General features: G+C 61.2%; 16 protein-coding genes. 6 read left to right on the top strand and 10 right to left on the bottom strand.

Annotation, left to right across the window (positions count from 1 at the left end; genetic code table 11):
• Positions 1–11 precede the first annotated feature (11 nt).
• From FA85_RS13335 to FA85_RS22180, 4 genes are all read left to right on the top strand, one after another.
• Positions 12–773 carry a glucose 1-dehydrogenase gene (locus tag FA85_RS13335; RefSeq protein ID WP_036116070.1) on the top strand — a complete coding sequence of 254 codons (762 nt, stop codon included), beginning with the start codon at positions 12–14 and terminating at the stop codon, positions 771–773.
• Between the two features lie 175 nt (positions 774–948).
• Positions 949–1,848 carry a restriction endonuclease gene (locus tag FA85_RS20990; protein ID WP_051943995.1) on the top strand — a complete coding sequence of 300 codons (900 nt, stop codon included), beginning with the start codon at positions 949–951 and terminating at the stop codon, positions 1,846–1,848.
• A 235-nt stretch (positions 1,849–2,083) separates the two neighbouring features.
• Complete coding sequence (locus FA85_RS22185; protein WP_197056544.1) at positions 2,084–2,413, top strand: hypothetical protein; 330 nt, start codon at positions 2,084–2,086, stop codon at positions 2,411–2,413.
• A 1,118-nt stretch (positions 2,414–3,531) separates the two neighbouring features.
• On the top strand, positions 3,532–4,365 hold the full coding sequence (locus FA85_RS22180) for a metalloregulator ArsR/SmtB family transcription factor (protein ID WP_081907590.1): 834 nt from the start codon (positions 3,532–3,534) through the stop codon (positions 4,363–4,365).
• 19 nt (positions 4,366–4,384) lie between these two features.
• Here FA85_RS22180 and FA85_RS13320 read toward each other — a convergent pair whose 3' ends face one another.
• The 7 genes from FA85_RS13320 to FA85_RS13290 all read right to left on the bottom strand — a co-directional run bounded on the left by FA85_RS13320 (position 4,385) and on the right by FA85_RS13290 (position 12,284).
• Entirely contained in the window at positions 4,385–5,314 is a 930-nt protein-coding gene (locus FA85_RS13320) for an alpha/beta hydrolase (protein WP_428977064.1), read from the bottom strand.
• Positions 5,315–5,502: 188 nt separating this feature from the next.
• Positions 5,503–6,720 carry an aminotransferase class V-fold PLP-dependent enzyme gene (locus FA85_RS13315; RefSeq protein ID WP_036116075.1) on the bottom strand — a complete coding sequence of 406 codons (1,218 nt, stop codon included), beginning with the start codon at positions 6,718–6,720 and terminating at the stop codon, positions 5,503–5,505.
• Between the two features lie 214 nt (positions 6,721–6,934).
• Positions 6,935–7,375 (bottom strand): lysozyme inhibitor LprI family protein, encoded by a 441-nt coding sequence (locus FA85_RS13310; protein WP_051943998.1) that lies wholly within the window; start codon positions 7,373–7,375, stop codon positions 6,935–6,937.
• A gap of 104 nt (positions 7,376–7,479) precedes the next feature.
• Entirely contained in the window at positions 7,480–10,107 is a 2,628-nt protein-coding gene (locus tag FA85_RS20985) for a T6SS phospholipase effector Tle1-like catalytic domain-containing protein (RefSeq protein ID WP_051943999.1), read from the bottom strand.
• A 16-nt stretch (positions 10,108–10,123) separates the two neighbouring features.
• Positions 10,124–10,699 (bottom strand): hypothetical protein, encoded by a 576-nt coding sequence (locus FA85_RS21925; RefSeq protein WP_156108802.1) that lies wholly within the window; start codon positions 10,697–10,699, stop codon positions 10,124–10,126.
• Positions 10,700–10,870: 171 nt separating this feature from the next.
• Complete coding sequence (locus FA85_RS13295) at positions 10,871–11,149, bottom strand: hypothetical protein (protein WP_036116077.1); 279 nt, start codon at positions 11,147–11,149, stop codon at positions 10,871–10,873.
• 475 nt (positions 11,150–11,624) lie between these two features.
• Positions 11,625–12,284 (bottom strand): hypothetical protein, encoded by a 660-nt coding sequence (locus FA85_RS13290; protein WP_156108803.1) that lies wholly within the window; start codon positions 12,282–12,284, stop codon positions 11,625–11,627.
• A gap of 135 nt (positions 12,285–12,419) precedes the next feature.
• Here FA85_RS13290 and FA85_RS13285 point away from each other — a divergent pair, with 135 nt between their 5' ends.
• The gene (locus FA85_RS13285; protein WP_036116084.1) at positions 12,420–12,683 is read left to right on the top strand and encodes a hypothetical protein; all 264 of its coding nucleotides are present in this window, start codon (positions 12,420–12,422) and stop codon (positions 12,681–12,683) included.
• Positions 12,680–12,973, top strand: coding sequence for a hypothetical protein (locus FA85_RS13280; RefSeq protein WP_036116086.1), 294 nt, complete (start codon positions 12,680–12,682; stop codon positions 12,971–12,973). The genes FA85_RS13285 and FA85_RS13280 overlap by 4 nt, the downstream gene beginning before the upstream one ends.
• 29 nt (positions 12,974–13,002) lie before the next feature.
• Here the strand turns inward: FA85_RS13280 and FA85_RS13275 are convergent, their stop codons facing one another.
• The 3 genes from FA85_RS13275 to FA85_RS22175 form a co-directional block, all read right to left on the bottom strand.
• On the bottom strand, positions 13,003–13,545 hold the full coding sequence (locus FA85_RS13275) for an energy transducer TonB (protein ID WP_156108804.1): 543 nt from the start codon (positions 13,543–13,545) through the stop codon (positions 13,003–13,005).
• A 117-nt stretch (positions 13,546–13,662) separates the two neighbouring features.
• Entirely contained in the window at positions 13,663–14,307 is a 645-nt protein-coding gene (locus tag FA85_RS13270; protein WP_036116088.1) for a hypothetical protein, read from the bottom strand.
• A 42-nt stretch (positions 14,308–14,349) separates the two neighbouring features.
• Complete coding sequence (locus FA85_RS22175; protein ID WP_051944007.1) at positions 14,350–16,059, bottom strand: hypothetical protein; 1,710 nt, start codon at positions 16,057–16,059, stop codon at positions 14,350–14,352.
• Between the last annotated feature and the right edge of the window lie 223 nt (positions 16,060–16,282).

The following is a 16,282-nucleotide window of genomic DNA, read 5'->3' as shown; positions in this document are numbered from 1 at the left end:
GGGTTCCGACCATGACTGACGATTCGCAGGCACCGCTCATCCTGATCACCGGCGGCAGCCGGGGCATCGGCGCGGCCACGGCACGACTGGCCGCCGCCCAGGGCTACAACGTGGCGATCACCTTCGTCTCCGACGAGTCCGCGGCACTCGCCGTCGTTGCCGATGTCGAAGCGGCCGGACGTCGCGCGCTGGCCATCCGCGCGGACAGCGCCGATCCCGGGCAGATCGACGGGCTCTTCGCCGCGATCGACCGCGAGTTCGGCCGCATCGACGTGCTGGTTAACAATGCAGGCGTTCTCGCGCAGCAGTCCCGCCTGGAGGACCTGAGCTTCGAGCGGATGCAGCGCATTTTCGCGGTCAATGCGATTGGCCCCATCCTCTTCGCGCAACACGCCATACGACGGATGTCGCATCGCCATGGCGGCCGGGGCGGTTCCGTCATCAACGTGTCGTCCGCTTCCGCACGACTGGGCAGCCCGAACGAGTATGTCGACTACGCGGCGTCCAAGGGCGCGCTCGAGACCTTCACCACTGGCTTCGCCAGGGAAGTCGCCGCCGAGGGCATCCGTGTCAACTGCGTGCGCCCCGGACACATTTACACGGACATGCACGCCAGCGGTGGCGAGCCGGGACGAGTGGACCGCGTCAAGGAATCCATACCCATGAAGCGCGGCGGTCAGCCCGACGAGGTGGCACGGGCGATCCTGTGGCTTGCAGGTGCCGAGGCCTCATTCGTCACCGGCACCTTTCTGGACGTGACCGGGGGCAAGTGAGCCCCGGCCCGCGACACCAGGTCCCGGCGTACCGGGCCGAATCGGCATACATGATCATTGCCCACCGCGTCGCCGCCTGAGTACCATCGACCCGGAACGCCCGGACCGTGCGCGAAACCTTCGACACCCGGACGTCAGGGGAAGACATGGAGTTGAACACATCAGGCGCCGGCCAATGAGCCGCCGCTGGAAACCCGTCCGCTCGCGCTGGACCGACCCGCTCACCCAGGTGCGCTGGGATGACTTCGAGCGACGCGTCGCCGAGTATTACCGTGGGCAGGGCTACCGGGTGGATCATTCCGGCACGGGTGTTGGCTACGCCATGGCCGATGGCGGTATCGACCTCAAGCTGTACCGCGATGGCGAATACATCGTCGTGCAGTGCAAGCACTGGAACACGGGACAGGTGCCGCATAACGCGGTGCATGAACTGATCGGCGTGATGCACACGGAGGGCGCACAGCGCGCCATCCTGATCTCCTCCGGCGAGTTCACCGATCACGCCATGCGGTCAGCGGCGAAGTTCATGCCGATCCAGCTGATCGGCGGTGCGGAGATACGGAGCATGCTCGGGCCGATTCCCGAGGTGGACATGCCGCCGCTGGATGACAGGCCGAGCTGGGTGATGGCTGGCGACGCGCATGGCAGGCGTGGGAGACCCACGTCCAGCACGCCGATCGTCGCCTTTGTCGCCGTGGTCGCGGTGCTCCTTCTCAGCTATCTGTCCATCCCGCGCATTTTCGACAACATGGGCAAATCGCTCATCCAGTCGACCTCGCAGGGCACAGCTAACACCCATGCGAGCGCCAATGCACCGACGCCGCATTACGCGACGCGGCCGAGCGATTACTACTCATCCAGGCTCGCCACGCCACCCGTGGTGTCGCACCAAAGCTACGCGACCATGACCCAGCCGACCGCCGCGCCCCGGCCCGCGATCACGAGGCCCGACGGAACGCCGGTAGTGACCGGGTCGACCCCGACATCCGAGGCCGAGATCGCGACCTGGCAAAGCGAAAACGCGAAGGCCATGAAGATTCTGGAGAAGACTACGCCTGAGCTCGGCACCCAGTGACCCGCAACACATTCCATCACCCGGCCCGTGTACGGTCATCTCCAAACGTCTTAAGTCAGGTTGGCCGTGTGGGCTTGCCGCGACCCAGCGTTTGATGGAAAGCTCGGGCCGATTGATCATTACTGGCTCAAGACAGACACCCAAGACGCTGGCATGGGCACCGCGCAAGCGCGTGCAAATGTGGGAAACCAGTCCGATTTACCATCCCGAGCCCCTATCTATCCCACCCATAAAAATGAAAACGCAGATCATTGCTCTCATGCTCGTAGTCGTTTCGATGACATCGTGTTCCAAAAGCGATAACAGGTCAGTTCTCGACCAGCACCAGGGGTATGCCTGCAAGGCACCGGCAAGAACTGTTTATGCTGCATGGGGGCAGGCGGGGCTTTCGAAGTCATGTATCGATATAAACGGAAAACCAGCTGGCACGCTGATGACCGCAGAGTGGGGTCGCATCTTTTCGATTGAAAACTTCGATGCAGACGGCCAACATCGCGTATTAGACGTATATGACGAGGCGGGCAATGTCTCCAGACATGTCGTTGACCACAAACCCTCTCCATGAGAGAAATGTAATGACCCAGCTTCCTGCACGGGTCACGCCGCTACGTCAGCGCGCCAAATGCAACCGATGTAGCAACTCAGCCACCGTCAACGAAACCCCACACGTCTCAGCGATGTCGGTCTCTTATGGTGTCTCGCGGCAGCGGGACTATCGATACTGCTTCTCAAACTGATTTATCACCATTCGTGGTTTTCGTCTGTTTATTCGTGTTAGCTCTTGCTACGCACGTAGCCTGTTGGCTGCTGACCGTAGTGTCGGCGTTCGGAGTTATGCAGAACTTCAAAGCGTCGTCAGACCGGTTATCGAAACGAACGTTATGGAGCCCCCTCAACGCCATAACCGCCCCTTCTTTGTTAACCGAGACGTGGCTGAAGTGGCGCCTATAGTGATGCTACCGACCCTTAGTGGCGAGATCGACAGAGGGAGCTTCTTGCTGCTGCTTACAGTAATGGGTACATCTGCATTCATGTACGTATCGATGCGATGCCGCCCTTCGTGGGACACACAATACGTTTGGTCCGAAATGGACTGGAACCGGGACGGAGACACTTCGCTTTTTGAATTCTTGGAGGCCAGTGACTTGGGGCGACGAAATGCTCAGCGTGGTCACATGGTGTGTCGCGAGCACTACGCGCTGAAAGACGCATCTACCCTCCGCCGCGAATGTCCCAAGCCATGACGAACAAGCTCGGGCTACAAACCTATTTCCGGACAATCGCATTACATCACGGTGACGAAGACGACCGTCAGCCGTTGAATGAAAGACCCGGCGCGACGTCGAGGAGCAAGAACGATCCTCCACACCCACCGCCGCGCTACGCAATGCGGACGGCTCGCCCACCCTGTCGATCACCGTCTTGCATACAGCCACGGGAACAGCCGATACCGTCGCACCGGCGGCGCCGAACGCGGATATCGCAGCGAAGGCGATTCCAGGCGCGCGCATTCAACACCTGAACGGCGTGACCCACTACGACTTCCTCGGCGACTGCTAGGCGGGATGTGCCGTTCTGCCTCAGTGCAAGCAGGCGGCGCACCAGACGGAGGCCCATGCCACCGCGGTGGCCAAGGCCCCCGAGGTATTGCAAACCCACTGACAGGGGCATACAGTGAACCACATGGTTCACTATCAAGCCCGCCTCGACGCCACCTTCGCCGCCCTCTCCGACGTCACCCGACGCGGCGTGCTGGAGCAGCTTGGCCGTTCGGACGCCTCGGTCAGCGACCTCGCCCAACGTTTCCACATGACCCTTACCGGCATGGGCAAGCACGTCAGCATTCTGGAAGAGGCGGGACTCGTGACCACGGAGAAGGTCGGGCGCGTGCGCACCTGCAGGCTGGGGATACGTCAGCTGGAAGAAGAAGCCGCCTGGATCGAGCGGCACCGCGAACTCTGGAGCGCGCGCTTCGACGCGCTGGATGAAATCGTCGCCACCTTAAACGCGAGGAGAAGGCCAATGGCAAGCGAAGGTAGTTCAGCCGCAATCAAGCGCACCGCCGTGGAACGCAAAGGCGACCGCGAGCTCGTTGTGACGCGCACGTTCGATGCGCCGGTGCATCTCGTGTTCGAGGCGTGGCGCAATCCGGAGCTGTTCAAACGCTGGTGGATTCCGAAGTCCGCCGGCATGTCGCTGGTCTCGGGCGACATGGACATCCGCACCGGCGGCACGTATCGCCTTGTGTTCAAACATCCGGCCTTCGATCAGCCGATGGCGTTCTTCGGTACGTACAAGGAAGTGACCGAGAACACGCGGCTCGTATGGACGAACGAAGAAAGCGACCAGGGCGCGCTGACCACCGTGACGTTCGAAGAAAAGGACGGCAAGACGCTGGTCACCCTGCACGAACTGTATCCGACGGAAGCGGCGCGCGACGAGGCGATCGCTGGCTCGGCGGAAGGCCTGCCGGAACAGTTCGCGCAGCTGGACGAGTTGCTCGCAGCGAGAGCGTGATCCGCCAGAGCATGCGTTTTCAGTGGCTGATACCGATCGTCCGCATCCAGGCTTCGGCCAGTGCCGGCCATCCATTGATCGGCAGGTTCGTCGACCGCAGGCCAAACGCGTGCCCGCCCTGTGCATACAGGTGCATTTCCGCGGGCACGTGCTCCCTGGCCAGCGCGGCGTAGTAGACCAGCGACTGATGCACGCCGTCCGTGTAGTCGTCCTCCGCCTGGACAAGAAATGACGGCGGCACATGGGCGGTGATCGGAAGATTGGGATTGGCTTTGTCGTCGTCCGTGGCGAGATGCCCCGGGTAGATCAGCATGGCGAAATCCGGCCGGGCACTTTCCTTATCGGCAGCATCCACCGGCGCGTATAGTTTGCGGTCGAAAACCGTGCTGATTTCCGCCACCAGAAAGCCACCCGCCGAAAAGCCCAGCACGCCGATCTTGTGCGGATCGACCTTCCACTCCGCCGCATGCGAGCGCACCAGTCGCATGGTCCTTTGCGCATCCTGCAACGACGGCGTCGACAGCGCGCGGTTGTGCGGGCGGCAATCGCAAGCCGCCACATAGGGCAGACTCGGCACGCGATACTTCACCAGCACGCACGTGATGCCCCGGGACGTCAGCCAGTCGCATGCTTCGGTGCCCTCGAGATCCATGGCCAGAATCTCGAAGCCACCTCCCGGAAATACGACGACTGCAGCACCCGTATTCTCGCCTTTCGGTGTGTAGACCGTCATGGTGGGCTGCGACACGTTGCTGACGGTTACCATCGGTTTGCCGCCGAACGGCTTCGTGCTCGTCCTGACATATTCCGGACCGGGCATAGGCTTCGCCGCGGGCGGCGCTTCCGGCCACAACGGTATTTGCGTGTGTCCGGCGGTGGGCTGCCAGACATCGGTGCTTGCGTTTACGTTTGCGGCAAACGCGATAAGAAACAGGCTGATGATCCGGATGTTCACGACGTCCCCTCTCGTTTTTTCCGATTCTGGGCGCCGCCTCGGGTGAATGCCTGTCGGCTTTCTGGCTTTTACGAGGCGACGGGCGTGCGGGACAGCGTCTTCGATCCTCCATGCGGAGTATCAGCCCAGACGAATTGTCAGGAAGCGACCGAGAACAGGGAGCCGCTGGCGGATGGACGTGCTTAGCGGGGGATGTCCACTTGCGTCAGCCACGCCACCGTCCGCTCAACGTCTTTCACCGAATGCCAGCCGTGCAACGCCACGCGCAGGTAGCCCTCGCGTGTACTCGTACCGATCTTCTGCTTCGCCGCTGCCGCGAGAAGCCGCTCGGCGCGATCGTCCTCGACACGAAACGACAAGGTCGGTCCGAGTCTGTCGGATTCCAGCAAGCCCTGAAGACGCGCGACGTCGGATGACCATTCCCCGTGGGGAAGCAGTCGTTCCAGTAACAGCCGTTGCAACGCCACGACGTGCGCCTGGATGGCGGGCGCGCCGCCACTGTCCAGCAACAGCTGCACGGAATGACCGAGCGCGCCACACGAAAGAATCGACGGGCTACCCGCCTCCAACCGGCGTCCTTCGCTCGCCCAGAGGTCGCCCCCATCCGCCTGCGTGCCCGACTGTGAAAACGCCGCGGGCGCGGACAGCCATGTACCGAGAGGCACCAACCGCGGGCGAAACGTCGGACGGGTCCACATCACGCCCTGCCCCTGCGTGCCGAGCAGACCCTTGTGACCGCCACTGACGAAGGCATCCACATGCGTAAGCGAAGGGACCATCGTGCCAGCGCCCTGGATACCGTCGACCACGAGATGCACGCCACGAGCGGCACAGCCCTCCCCCAGACGATCCAGATCGAGCCGTGTGCCGTCCTGAAAGCGGATCCATGACACCGACATCAGTCGCGTATGCGGTGTGATCTGATCGAGCAGGCGTTGCTCGGGATCGATGCCAAGCATGGGTGGTGTGGGTTTGGCGGCCATCTGGTCTGGCCACAGCTCCACCTCGCGGCAGACGACGCCGCGTGCTGAGAGCGCCAGCCAGGGCAGGCGATTGCTCGAGAACTCCCCGGCGGGGATAAGCACCTCGTCACCCGATTGCCACGGGTACCCCAGCGAGATCGCTTCCAGCCCGGCCGACGTGCAGGCGACGAGGCTGATGTCGGCTTCGTCGACGGCGAAGAACGCCGCGCTCGCGTGACGCAGGCGCGCCTGGACGTCGAGGAAGTCTTCCTGCCAGCGTAGGTTCCAGGGCTCGAGTTCGGTTTCCAACAGCGCACGTACACCGTCCGCCGCGACGCGAGGGATGGGGCCATCCTTGCAATGCGCCAGCCAGAGGACGTCGGCTGGCAGTTGCAGGGCATCCCGTGGGATCGGGGGGATGCCTGGCGCGGGGGACATGGCGGAATCCTTGCTGGCTCGGGACGTGGAATGTTACCTCGCCTCGGTAACTTTAGTTCCATACTGGTATCGGGTCAGTCCTGACCAACACCCCTTCACCTCATCACGCTTGACGGCCTGACGGATGCGTCGGTCTCGGAACAGTGCAAAACCGCGGCAGCCATGACCGCCGTCTACAGAGGTCGGCCGCCGGTCCCGCAAGCGGTTATGTGACTTACTTGCCGAGGCGCTGCTCCAACTTCGTCGCGCGCGCCTCGGTCTCGTTGACCTCGCAATCCGCCGCCACGATCTGGTCGGCAGTTCCGGGATTATCGGGCAATACACACTTCGTGCTCTTTCGCGCTATCCATTCCCGCTCTTCGCTCCGAAGACGGTCCTTCTCGTCAGAGGGAAGGCGGGACATCAGCGTCCGGTAATTCCAGTTAAGCCGCTTGTCCTGATAAGCAAACTCGACGTGCGCGCACTGGAGCACAGCGGCTGTCGTCGGCCCACTTCCGCCGACGCAATCCGTGTATGCCTGTCGCAAATGCGACTTTGGCTGCTCGGCTATGGATGGCTGAGCATATGCGGTGGCGACCGCTGCCACGGCAACGCAAAGGAACGAGCAACGGGCGCGCCCAGCCGCGAGCGTTAACAGACGAGCCACTCCATCCATCGGCCGTTCCTTAGCATTTCGGGGTGATGAGCGGCGAGAGTAAGCAGCCGCCCACCATCGATCAACCCCACGACACCGACTTGAACGAAAGGCAAGAAGGCGCCCTACCGCGCCATGGACGGCCCCGCCGCACCCTGAGTCTGGGTGTCGGCCTGCTGCCGATCCATCGCGCGTTGCTGACTCTGCTGCTGCGCCTGCTCATGCCCCTGGAATTGCTGCATGGCTTCAGGCCATTTGGCTGCGCTTTGCTCCATGGGGGTATTAGCCTCCGCGGTCGGCACCTTCGTCTGCAAGTCAAACAGGTGGTCGCTCCGGCCTGGCGGGGTCTGCACCGCCCACATAGCCTCGCCTGTCGTGGACAGAGCAACTTGGTCGACGCGCTTCAAACCGTCAGCGCGAGCCTGAACCGTCAGGGCTGAAGCTATCTGGTCGGTGTGCTGATCAGGTGTGCGGCCCATGTTCCTATCCAGAGCCGCGACGTGACCTTGGACTTGCTTGAAGAAAACATTGTCAGGGTGGGCAGGGTCGTCCAGGCGTGTCGGCAGCGTACGCTTCATGTCGCTGACGGTGCGCTCGGCCAGATTGAGTTCTTCCGTTGTACGGGCATCTGCGGGGTTGGTACCGTAGATCATTCCGGGCCTGGACCATTCGCCATCCTTGCCGTGGGTGTACGTCTTTCCGTCCGAGGCAAGAATTTTGTCTGTTGGCGCGGCCAGCGCGTGGTGCACGGCTTCTGGCATCGGGCCATGCATCATCCAACCGTTCTGCTCGTAAACAGATGCGTAGCGTTGCGCTACACCGATCGGCGACTCGGCGGCGTTACGCTGAACGGTCTGCTTTGCGAGCAGTTCGAGATCCGAAGCTCGCTGCGGTGTCGCGACCTCCATGTGGGAACTTGTCATCCCATGCTCCAGGACGCCATCAACGACATGCCTGGACCACTGATGGGTCTGCGGGTCACGCGTCCAGGGGGCATCCCGCAGGCTTGGTGTGTCGCCCGCAGCGGCCGGCTGCGTGAAGGGGTCACGCGGTGAGTACTCTTTTGCCAGAGCTAGTTCCGTTGCCGTATTGGCTGCCTGATATGACAGCTGACTAGACAGCGTGTCACCGGCGATCAGACGCTGACCTTGAGGCGATTCAGGTAACGGTGGAATGTCGCGTATCCATCCAAGTTTCTCGTCACTGCGCCATGTATTACCTTGTGTGTCCGACTGATGATTGATCCGATATTGATCGATCTCGTCACCGATCCTGCCGCCACCAATGAACCCGACCGTCATTCCGACGGCACCGGCGACGAACAGACCTGGCCCCGACTCTACGCCAGCTGCCGCGGCTGCGGTACCGAAGACCTCGGCGCCGGCCCAGCCACCGACGTTGCGGCTGGCGAAGTGAAGCCCCTGGGACGTCGCCGCCGTCATGTTGCCATCGCCGATCGAGTCTGAGATCTGGTGAGCCGTATGCCCAACGTCGGCAACGGTTGCAACGCCCCCGACGACGCGACGCAGCGTGGGGCCGAACGGCACCGATTTTCCGGCTTCAGCGATTTGCTCTGCGGTAGCAGAAGGAATGGATGCTCTGCCGGACTCCATATTGCCAGGTGCGATAAGTACCCGACGCCTGACGAGTCCTTCATTCAGTTCCGCGCTCACCGCCTCGGGCCGATGCGGCGCATCGCCCGCACCCGTCACGTTGCGCGGTGCGAGTCTCTCGTTGGTTCCGCTCGGCTCTCCACGAACACCAATGCGCGGGTCGGCCCGGAAGACAAACTTGCCTTCGCTCGATCGATGAAGAACGTTATAGCGCTCATCCGTCGGCTCGAACTCCTTTTGCAGGTAGGGCTTGTCGCTCAGGGCGTTGCAGTAGTCGCGCATGAGGTTGCCGCAACGAATGGACAGACCGTCACGCTGGTAGCCGCCCCCGACGTCGGAATGTGCACCAGGCACCATGACGTTCAGGAACCGGCCGTCCTCCGAAAGCCCGGGACGAATGATCTGGTCCGAGGGGAACGTAGCGCGCAATTCGTCGGACGAAGTGATTTGAAAGCCCGATACGACCGACGGCGGAAGGCGTCGATCAAAACGCATGGGGACACCGGTAGCCACAGGGTCGAATAGCCCCACTGACTGAATCGTCTTGCCAGGCTCTACGAGGAGGCGGCTGTACCCGATGCTTCCATCAGCGGCCCTGAACTCGCTTGCAAGCTCAGGGATGCCTCGCTCGTCAAGATACCGGGTAAATCCGGCGGCCTGGCTTCCACCACGGCTAAACCCGATGCTGTGCACGCGGATGGCCGCTTCAGGGTCTGATTGCATCCATTTATTTGCTTGGCGAACAACGTCCGTATACGCTTTTCGAATATTTTCTTCGTACGAATGACCCAATGCCGAGTCTGTCTTAGACGCCCAGGATCCTTCCTGCGTGCCCGGGCCTTCGACGTATCGGGCGTAGATCTGGCGATTTCCCGCGTGATTGATCGCCTCAATCTCGTCGTGAATTTTCGCGACATTCGTCGCATGCTTCGGATCGGTAAATTTGTTGTTCCCTGTCCCGTCAAAGGCGACGACGATAAGTTTTTCGTGCGGGTTTTCAGAGTGAATCAAAACTGGCACATGAAACCGACTCAGCGACTGGCTGGCCTTTTCATAGGCGGCAAGATGGTCGGCGGTTGCAAGATCATGGCCAACACCGTCGTGGGGCAGCCCATCAACACTCGTACGTGAATCCGTCATTTAGAGCGCTCCATGCTCAGTAGGTATGGGTCCATGCCTGAATCAGCTCATTGCGAAAATGGCTTCGATCGTTCCCGGGTATCTGCTCCGCTTCGGTCGCAACAAAAGCGCGCATGTAGACGCTCACCGAGCGATCATTCACTTCAACCAGGATGTCCGGACTGACTGGCTCGACGGATTTTGCATCCAACCAGGCCTCCTTTACTTCATCGCGCTTGACCGAATGAAGGATCAAACGATCTCGAAACATCTCATCCAAATCGATCGAGACAGAGTGTGACTCGCCATCGAGAGAGACCCACTCAACGTCGACCGGTCCTGGGAATGTCCGCCCTTCGAACGGAAGGATGCTATGACCTCCGTCCCATTCGTCGCGCCAATTCTCGAAGGGAAGCGGCCCCGACGGCCGGTCGTGCGCTACATCATCACCGTCCCAGCGCCGAGTTCCAAACTGATGGCGGTTGTAGATAATGCTGCATGCTAATGTGTTGAAGCAGGCTGCCCCGAAGCCATGGCTATGAAACCGCAGAGGCCACGGCTCTTTTCCAAAGAGGGGACCAGCTAGTCCAGGAAGGGGGTGGTGTGAAGGCATCAGCGATTCTCCATATCGGCATGGGTCCCAGTCCATCGCCTTCCATTAGCATGGCGATGCGTGGGAACTAAGGCGCAGTCTACAGATGGCCGAAGCCTGTAAACAGCGGCCTGGATGAGCTAGGCGCGAAAAATGAGATGGGCCGCACCGTAAGCCCGGCCTTACGCAGGTTCAATCCGCCCTCGCCTGCTCCCAACACATCCGCACATGCGCCTGCGCGGCACACTGCACCCCCATATTCGTCAGCGCGCCAATGGCCTCGAGCCCCAGCGCCATGCGCCGGCAATCCACCGAATCCGCCTCATGAATCAGATCGGCCAGTAGCCCTGTAAGCCCGCGCGCGAACTGAAGCCACTCGGTCGCTTCATTCAACAGCGCATGCGCCGTTGCTTCCGGATCCGCGTGATAGCACAGCGGACCTTCTGTCTGATGTTCCTTCGATACGGACATCGCAGTCTCCTTGCTTGCCGCCTCTCGCGTTTCCAGGTGCGGCACGCCAGGCACAACCGGGCGTGCCGCGGATCAAACGGATTCGCGGGTTCATCGGCTGCCTGAGACCAGGCGCCGGGGCGGCGTGATTGACGAAGTATGTGGCGGCGTCAGCGCGCTTTGCGGTTCAACGGCTGCGGCCGCGGTTCTTCAACCGTGTCTGCGAGGTCGGCAGACGTCCCGGTGACCGGTGGGGTTGTCGCCGGGGGGATCCGGCGGGCGAGCGAGTACCGTATGATCGGGGGTAGCCACGATGCACTTCCTAGAGTTTATTGTGGTCAGCGGCCCTCTGGTGTTGGTAGCACCCTTGGGCCGCGCTTCTCACCGCTTTAAGCGATGGTTGCCTGCGAGGCTTCGACAGCGACGACGCAGGCAACGGGGTGAAACTAGCAAATCAACTTGCGGTTGTCTGTAGGCGCAACCGATCTTGTGGTCGTTAATTGCCGAACACGCTTACGTCGTGCAACAGGGCGGGCCTTTTATCGGTATGTCCCACGGTCGACGATGCGACCTTTCCGTTGCTTGCCATCACGTCCGTGACCGTACGCCCGGTGAGGAAGTTGGTCGAATAGCGGGTTTCGGCCTGGGAGTCCGTCTCGAAGGACTCCTCATCACTGCCCACGAGTGTCCAGGCACCTTTGTAGAACTTGTAGTGCAGCCTGACGCCAGCGTGGCAGGTGGCGGAACAGGACACGCTGTAATGGAGGGTCAATACACCACGGTCCTCGATGCTCAGATCCTCGACGCCGGCACGGTACGTGTCCGACGCCCTGGACTGCTCCGTAAGGACGAACGTTCCGTCGGCGCGTTGCAGCAGAATGAAGAGCTGCGCCTGGTTCACCGACGAGGCATCCCACTGGACGACACCCGCCCAGTCGTCGCGCCCGTCTCCGTTGAGATCACCTGTCGCCTTGATGATCCAGCCAATGGGCTTACCGAAGAGCTTCGTCAGAAAGGCTTCGGAGCTGGCGACGACGGTCCCGAGGGGAGGCACGACAGGTGGATAGTCAGGATCGTCGCGCTGTGCCGATGCATGGCCGCTGCCGAGCAGCGTGGCCATCGTAAGTGCCAGTGCCCGTCGTTTTCCGTACGCCATATTCCCCCCTTGATGGCGGCAAGTATGCCGCGTGGGTAAGGGACCTGCCTATGGGCTGAACAATCGCCCGTGGCTTGAGAAACAAGTCGAACACCTTGCGGTACATTTCGGCGGCACATCAAAGGAGTGACTTACATGGCATCGGGAAGGACACCGCAGGCGCGCTCGCGGCTAATCCTGCTCATCCTTGCAGCGACCCTGCCCTTCACTGCCGCGGCGGAAGCCCCGCCCAAACGCGTCGATATTCCGGCCATCGGCACCCGAGCGCTCAATGCGCTCGGAAGCCTGAATGCCTCCGCCGACCTCTCGTCACCGAGCTTCCTCAAAGCGCTCAAGCTGCCCTTCAACACACCGGCATGGAAAGCTTCGCTGCGTGCAAGGCCAGGCTCGACGCGATGAAGGAAGACCTAAAGGCCTGGTCGAGTACGCCCATCGAGAAGAACGGCAACGTGTGGGGAAAACAGACCAGCCCGACGACGGGCGTGGAGATACTCTCCGCTCGCCGCGCACGTTTCGTCGACTACCGTGTGATGACCAACTACGACGTCACCGACCCGAGCCAGGTGCGTGCGCAATCGACCACTACTGAGACGACGTATACGTGCGATGGTCGGGTGCTTAGTGGTGTGACGGAGAACTGGGCGGGGATGGAGATGTTTATGACGTTGGATGACGTGCCGAAGAAGTAGCCTGCACATTTTCCGCGCATGAGCATCGACTACTGACCCCCGGTCACCCGCGGCTTGCCATCGACGAGCTCGAACTGAAACGCATAGTCCAGACTGAAAGGCGCATGCTTTTCCACCTGGCGAATGTTCCCCTTGCCATCATCGACGTCCTGCACCACCGTCATCGGTGAGTACTTCCACTGCATCACGGCCTGCTGGCATGCCGCGAAGAAGGCCTGGTGCACAGCTTCGGCCGACGCACCGAGATCCCTGACCTCGGTGACGTGCCCGTCCTCACCGACGATTGCCTTGACGCTTATGGTTTCGGTCGGGAGCTTCTTGCTTATCCATGCGTCGGGATAGATCGGCGCATCGTGCTCGACGGGCTGAGCGCCGTAGGCATGCTGGTCGCGCTTGAGCTGCAACTGACCAGCCGACATGGCAGGGATCAGCTGGTAGCTGACGGCGCCTTTCCCGTTGACTGGCGGCTCATGAGGCGCGATCGCTGGCGCTGTCGTGCAGCCACTTAAGGTCAGCGTCAGCACGATCAAGATCAGCAATGAACGGGATGGCTCCCGCTTTGCCATACGCATCGTTCGTCCTCTCATGCATCCTCCCTGGGCAGATCGAGTCAGACCACCGTCGGATCGCCGCGCTCGTCGCGACCCCTTGCTTCAAACCTTACCCCGCGAAGACGGCCTACGGCGACCTCAATTTCCTGCGGAGGGGTCTGTCCAGCTTGCGGCCTTCTTCGCGGCGGCCTCTACCCTGGCATAGTAGGCAAGCGCGGTCTTCTGGACGACGTCTGGCAACGTCTTGAAGCTGTCGCCCGGCGTGCGAGTGATCTCGTCGCTCGCCTGGTTCGGCAGGCTGCCCCGGATGGCGTATTTCTTGTCCTTGTAGACCATGATGAGCTTGACGACGGTGGCGTCGAGGCCATCGCAGGCCGTCCAGTAGGGAACCGTGACCAGAGCGTTGCCGTCGCCGGCATCGATGACGTCGACCAGAGGCGTCAGCAACCGCAGGCCGCAGAGCTCACTGCCGTTGTTGTCCTTGATCTCCCATCGGGTGTCATAGCCACCGTGGTCCTGGAGGAAGCCGTAGGCGTGGAGGGTGACGTAGTCGTTCGGTTCGAGCTTGGGACCTTGCTTGTTCGCGCCGAAGGCGAGGATGCGGAAGTTACCGTATTCGTCGCGGTATTCGAGGCCTTTGAGAAGCTGGGCGCCGTTGTCGTAGTAGGTGGTGACGTCTTCGAGGTCGGGGCCGGTGAGAGGCGCTACGCCGAGGTCTTTGGCCGACACCGACGCGGAGAGGAGGCAGAGCGTCGCAGCAATCAGTGGCACCTTGAACCGCATGGAAATGGACCTTGGCGTTAGTCTCCCGGGACGCATCCTACCCTAACCTCCCATCGACATGACCGGACCACTCTGCTGAGCGCTCTGCGCCTGAGCCTGCTGCTCCTGCATCATCTGCTGCTGCGCCTGCTCCGTCGCCTGGAATTGCTGATTGCTTTCCTGCGCGGGCGGAGGCGCTCTGTTCAGGTCGACGATTGCGCGGGTACCGACGATCTCCCCCGTCATCATCAGGCGGTCGCCCTGGACGTCCAGCGTTCGGATTTGACCCGCTTCGATGCCGCCCTGCTTCGCGGCCAGGGCGATCTGAGCCAACCGGTCCTCGGATGTACCTTCAGGAAGTAATTTCCGAAGCTCGCGATGCAGTGGACCATCCGCTGCCGCCTCGATGGGCAGATACCTGTTCTTATTCACTCCATCCGCCGTGTGATCGAACCGGTGCGGCGCTGAGGGCAATTGGGTGCTGTCGAAATACGGCCACGACGATCTCTTGCCGAGGTCCATGCCCTCTCTCTCCAGAAGATCCTCCTTGAGACCGATCGCCCCCATATCGATCGTCATTTCGGATACCCCCTTGCGCCCGAGGGTGGACGATGCCTCGGCTGCGATGATCTCCTGCAGCGGCCACCTTCCGTAGTAGTTCGCATAGTCGCTCGCATGGCTATCGCCCAGCGCCATGGGCCGCTCAATGCTCTTCTCTGTAACGTAGTCCTTCGACGGCCGATCAAAGTAATGCTTGCCCATAGCCTCTATGTTCGATGGCATCTGCGACAGCGTCAGATCCGCATTAAATGTGAGATCGGGCCGCCCGATGGACCGCATGGGTGATTGTGGATCGCGCTCCACAAAATCGCCCGTACGGGAGGTACTCACCATCGCCATATCATTAAGGGTGGTACCTGGCTTCAGCTCCTTCTGGCGACTGACCAGCGCATTCCATCCTGCGATCTCAGCTTTGGACTCATCCTCACGGCTTCCCTGGATATAGTGCTGCATCGGATCAGTGTAGTCGTGAACATTGCCCCGACCAGCGGCAACCCGCTTGATCGACGCGTTAAATTCGTTCACCACTCGGACTTTATCGCTCCGATTAAACCCGTGTTGGATTTCGTGACCGATCACAAACGTGAGGTCATTAACATCGAACTTTCCGATTGATCCGTTGCCGGAACGGGTCATCAGCGCGGGAGCCGGCAGATTCATGGTGTGCGTAACGCCGTCGTAGGTACCGCCAGCGGCCAAGCCAAGTCGAAGAACCGCAAAGTGTTCGAGGGCGTAATGATCAGGTGCAGCGGCGTCGGGTGTCATCGCAGCTCGTCGCACCTCCCTGACTAACGCGGGCGACCCGTTCAATGTGCTCTGGAGATTGGCCGACATGTCGGACGACACCCGCTGTTGCACTCCACTGGCATCGACGTAAGTGCTATTCGAAAATGCCACGATCATCGATTGCACACGGACTGTCGCGGCAAGGTCGCTACCCGTCGCTGCGCTGCTCGAGGAGAACGCCGACGCAGGCAGCGATACGATGCCGGACGATTTCTCGTATTGCCCCACGGAATTCTGATTGCCGCTGGCCTCGTCTAAAGCGAAACCGTTCAGATGACCGGTGGCGGCAGCCGTATTCAAGCCGTCCAGCGTCCTGGACTCCACGGCTATCGCATTTCGCACTTGCGAGACCTGATCATGGGTCACGCCCGGTTGCGATGAGAATTGATGGATCGCTGCTTCAAGCTGATGGTTTGGACGCGACACTGACAGGCTCCTTGCCTTGGGACTCAATTGTTGGTGCGCATGGACCTGACGCACGTAACCGCCTTACCGCCGATGAGGCTCTCTTGCGTTTCAACGGCCAGCGCGATGTCGCCCTTGAAATAAAGCCACGACAGGCGCTCACCGAGTTCGCCACGCTGCTCATCTTCCTCATATCCCGATGCCCTGAGGGTGGTCCTGTAGGTCTCGAAGGGCAACTCGCAGA

Source organism: Luteibacter mycovicinus (assembly GCF_000745235.1).
In the GTDB taxonomy this organism is placed as follows: Bacteria; Pseudomonadota; Gammaproteobacteria; order Xanthomonadales; family Rhodanobacteraceae; genus Luteibacter; species Luteibacter mycovicinus.
The sequence above is the reverse complement of the archived record's forward strand: the minus strand, read 5'-3'. Positions and strand labels throughout refer to the sequence as shown.

Coding starts and splice junctions, on each gene's coding strand:
- FA85_RS13290 (WP_156108803.1), bottom strand. CDS start 12,284: ATGGCGTACGGAAAACGACGGGCACTGGCACTTACGATGGCCACGCTG.
- FA85_RS13310 (WP_051943998.1), bottom strand. CDS start 7,375: ATGGATGGAGTGGCTCGTCTGTTAACGCTCGCGGCTGGGCGCGCCCGT.
- FA85_RS13315 (WP_036116075.1), bottom strand. CDS start 6,720: ATGTCCCCCGCGCCAGGCATCCCCCCGATCCCACGGGATGCCCTGCAA.
- FA85_RS20985 (WP_051943999.1), bottom strand. CDS start 10,107: ATGACGGATTCACGTACGAGTGTTGATGGGCTGCCCCACGACGGTGTT.
- FA85_RS13275 (WP_156108804.1), bottom strand. CDS start 13,545: ATGCGTATGGCAAAGCGGGAGCCATCCCGTTCATTGCTGATCTTGATC.
- FA85_RS21925 (WP_156108802.1), bottom strand. CDS start 10,699: ATGCCTTCACACCACCCCCTTCCTGGACTAGCTGGTCCCCTCTTTGGA.
- FA85_RS13295 (WP_036116077.1), bottom strand. CDS start 11,149: ATGTCCGTATCGAAGGAACATCAGACAGAAGGTCCGCTGTGCTATCAC.
- FA85_RS13285 (WP_036116084.1), top strand. CDS start 12,420: ATGGCATCGGGAAGGACACCGCAGGCGCGCTCGCGGCTAATCCTGCTC.
- FA85_RS13270 (WP_036116088.1), bottom strand. CDS start 14,307: ATGCGGTTCAAGGTGCCACTGATTGCTGCGACGCTCTGCCTCCTCTCC.
- FA85_RS20990 (WP_051943995.1), top strand. CDS start 949: ATGAGCCGCCGCTGGAAACCCGTCCGCTCGCGCTGGACCGACCCGCTC.
- FA85_RS13280 (WP_036116086.1), top strand. CDS start 12,680: ATGAAGGAAGACCTAAAGGCCTGGTCGAGTACGCCCATCGAGAAGAAC.
- FA85_RS22185 (WP_197056544.1), top strand. CDS start 2,084: ATGAAAACGCAGATCATTGCTCTCATGCTCGTAGTCGTTTCGATGACA.
- FA85_RS13335 (WP_036116070.1), top strand. CDS start 12: ATGACTGACGATTCGCAGGCACCGCTCATCCTGATCACCGGCGGCAGC.
- FA85_RS22180 (WP_081907590.1), top strand. CDS start 3,532: ATGGTTCACTATCAAGCCCGCCTCGACGCCACCTTCGCCGCCCTCTCC.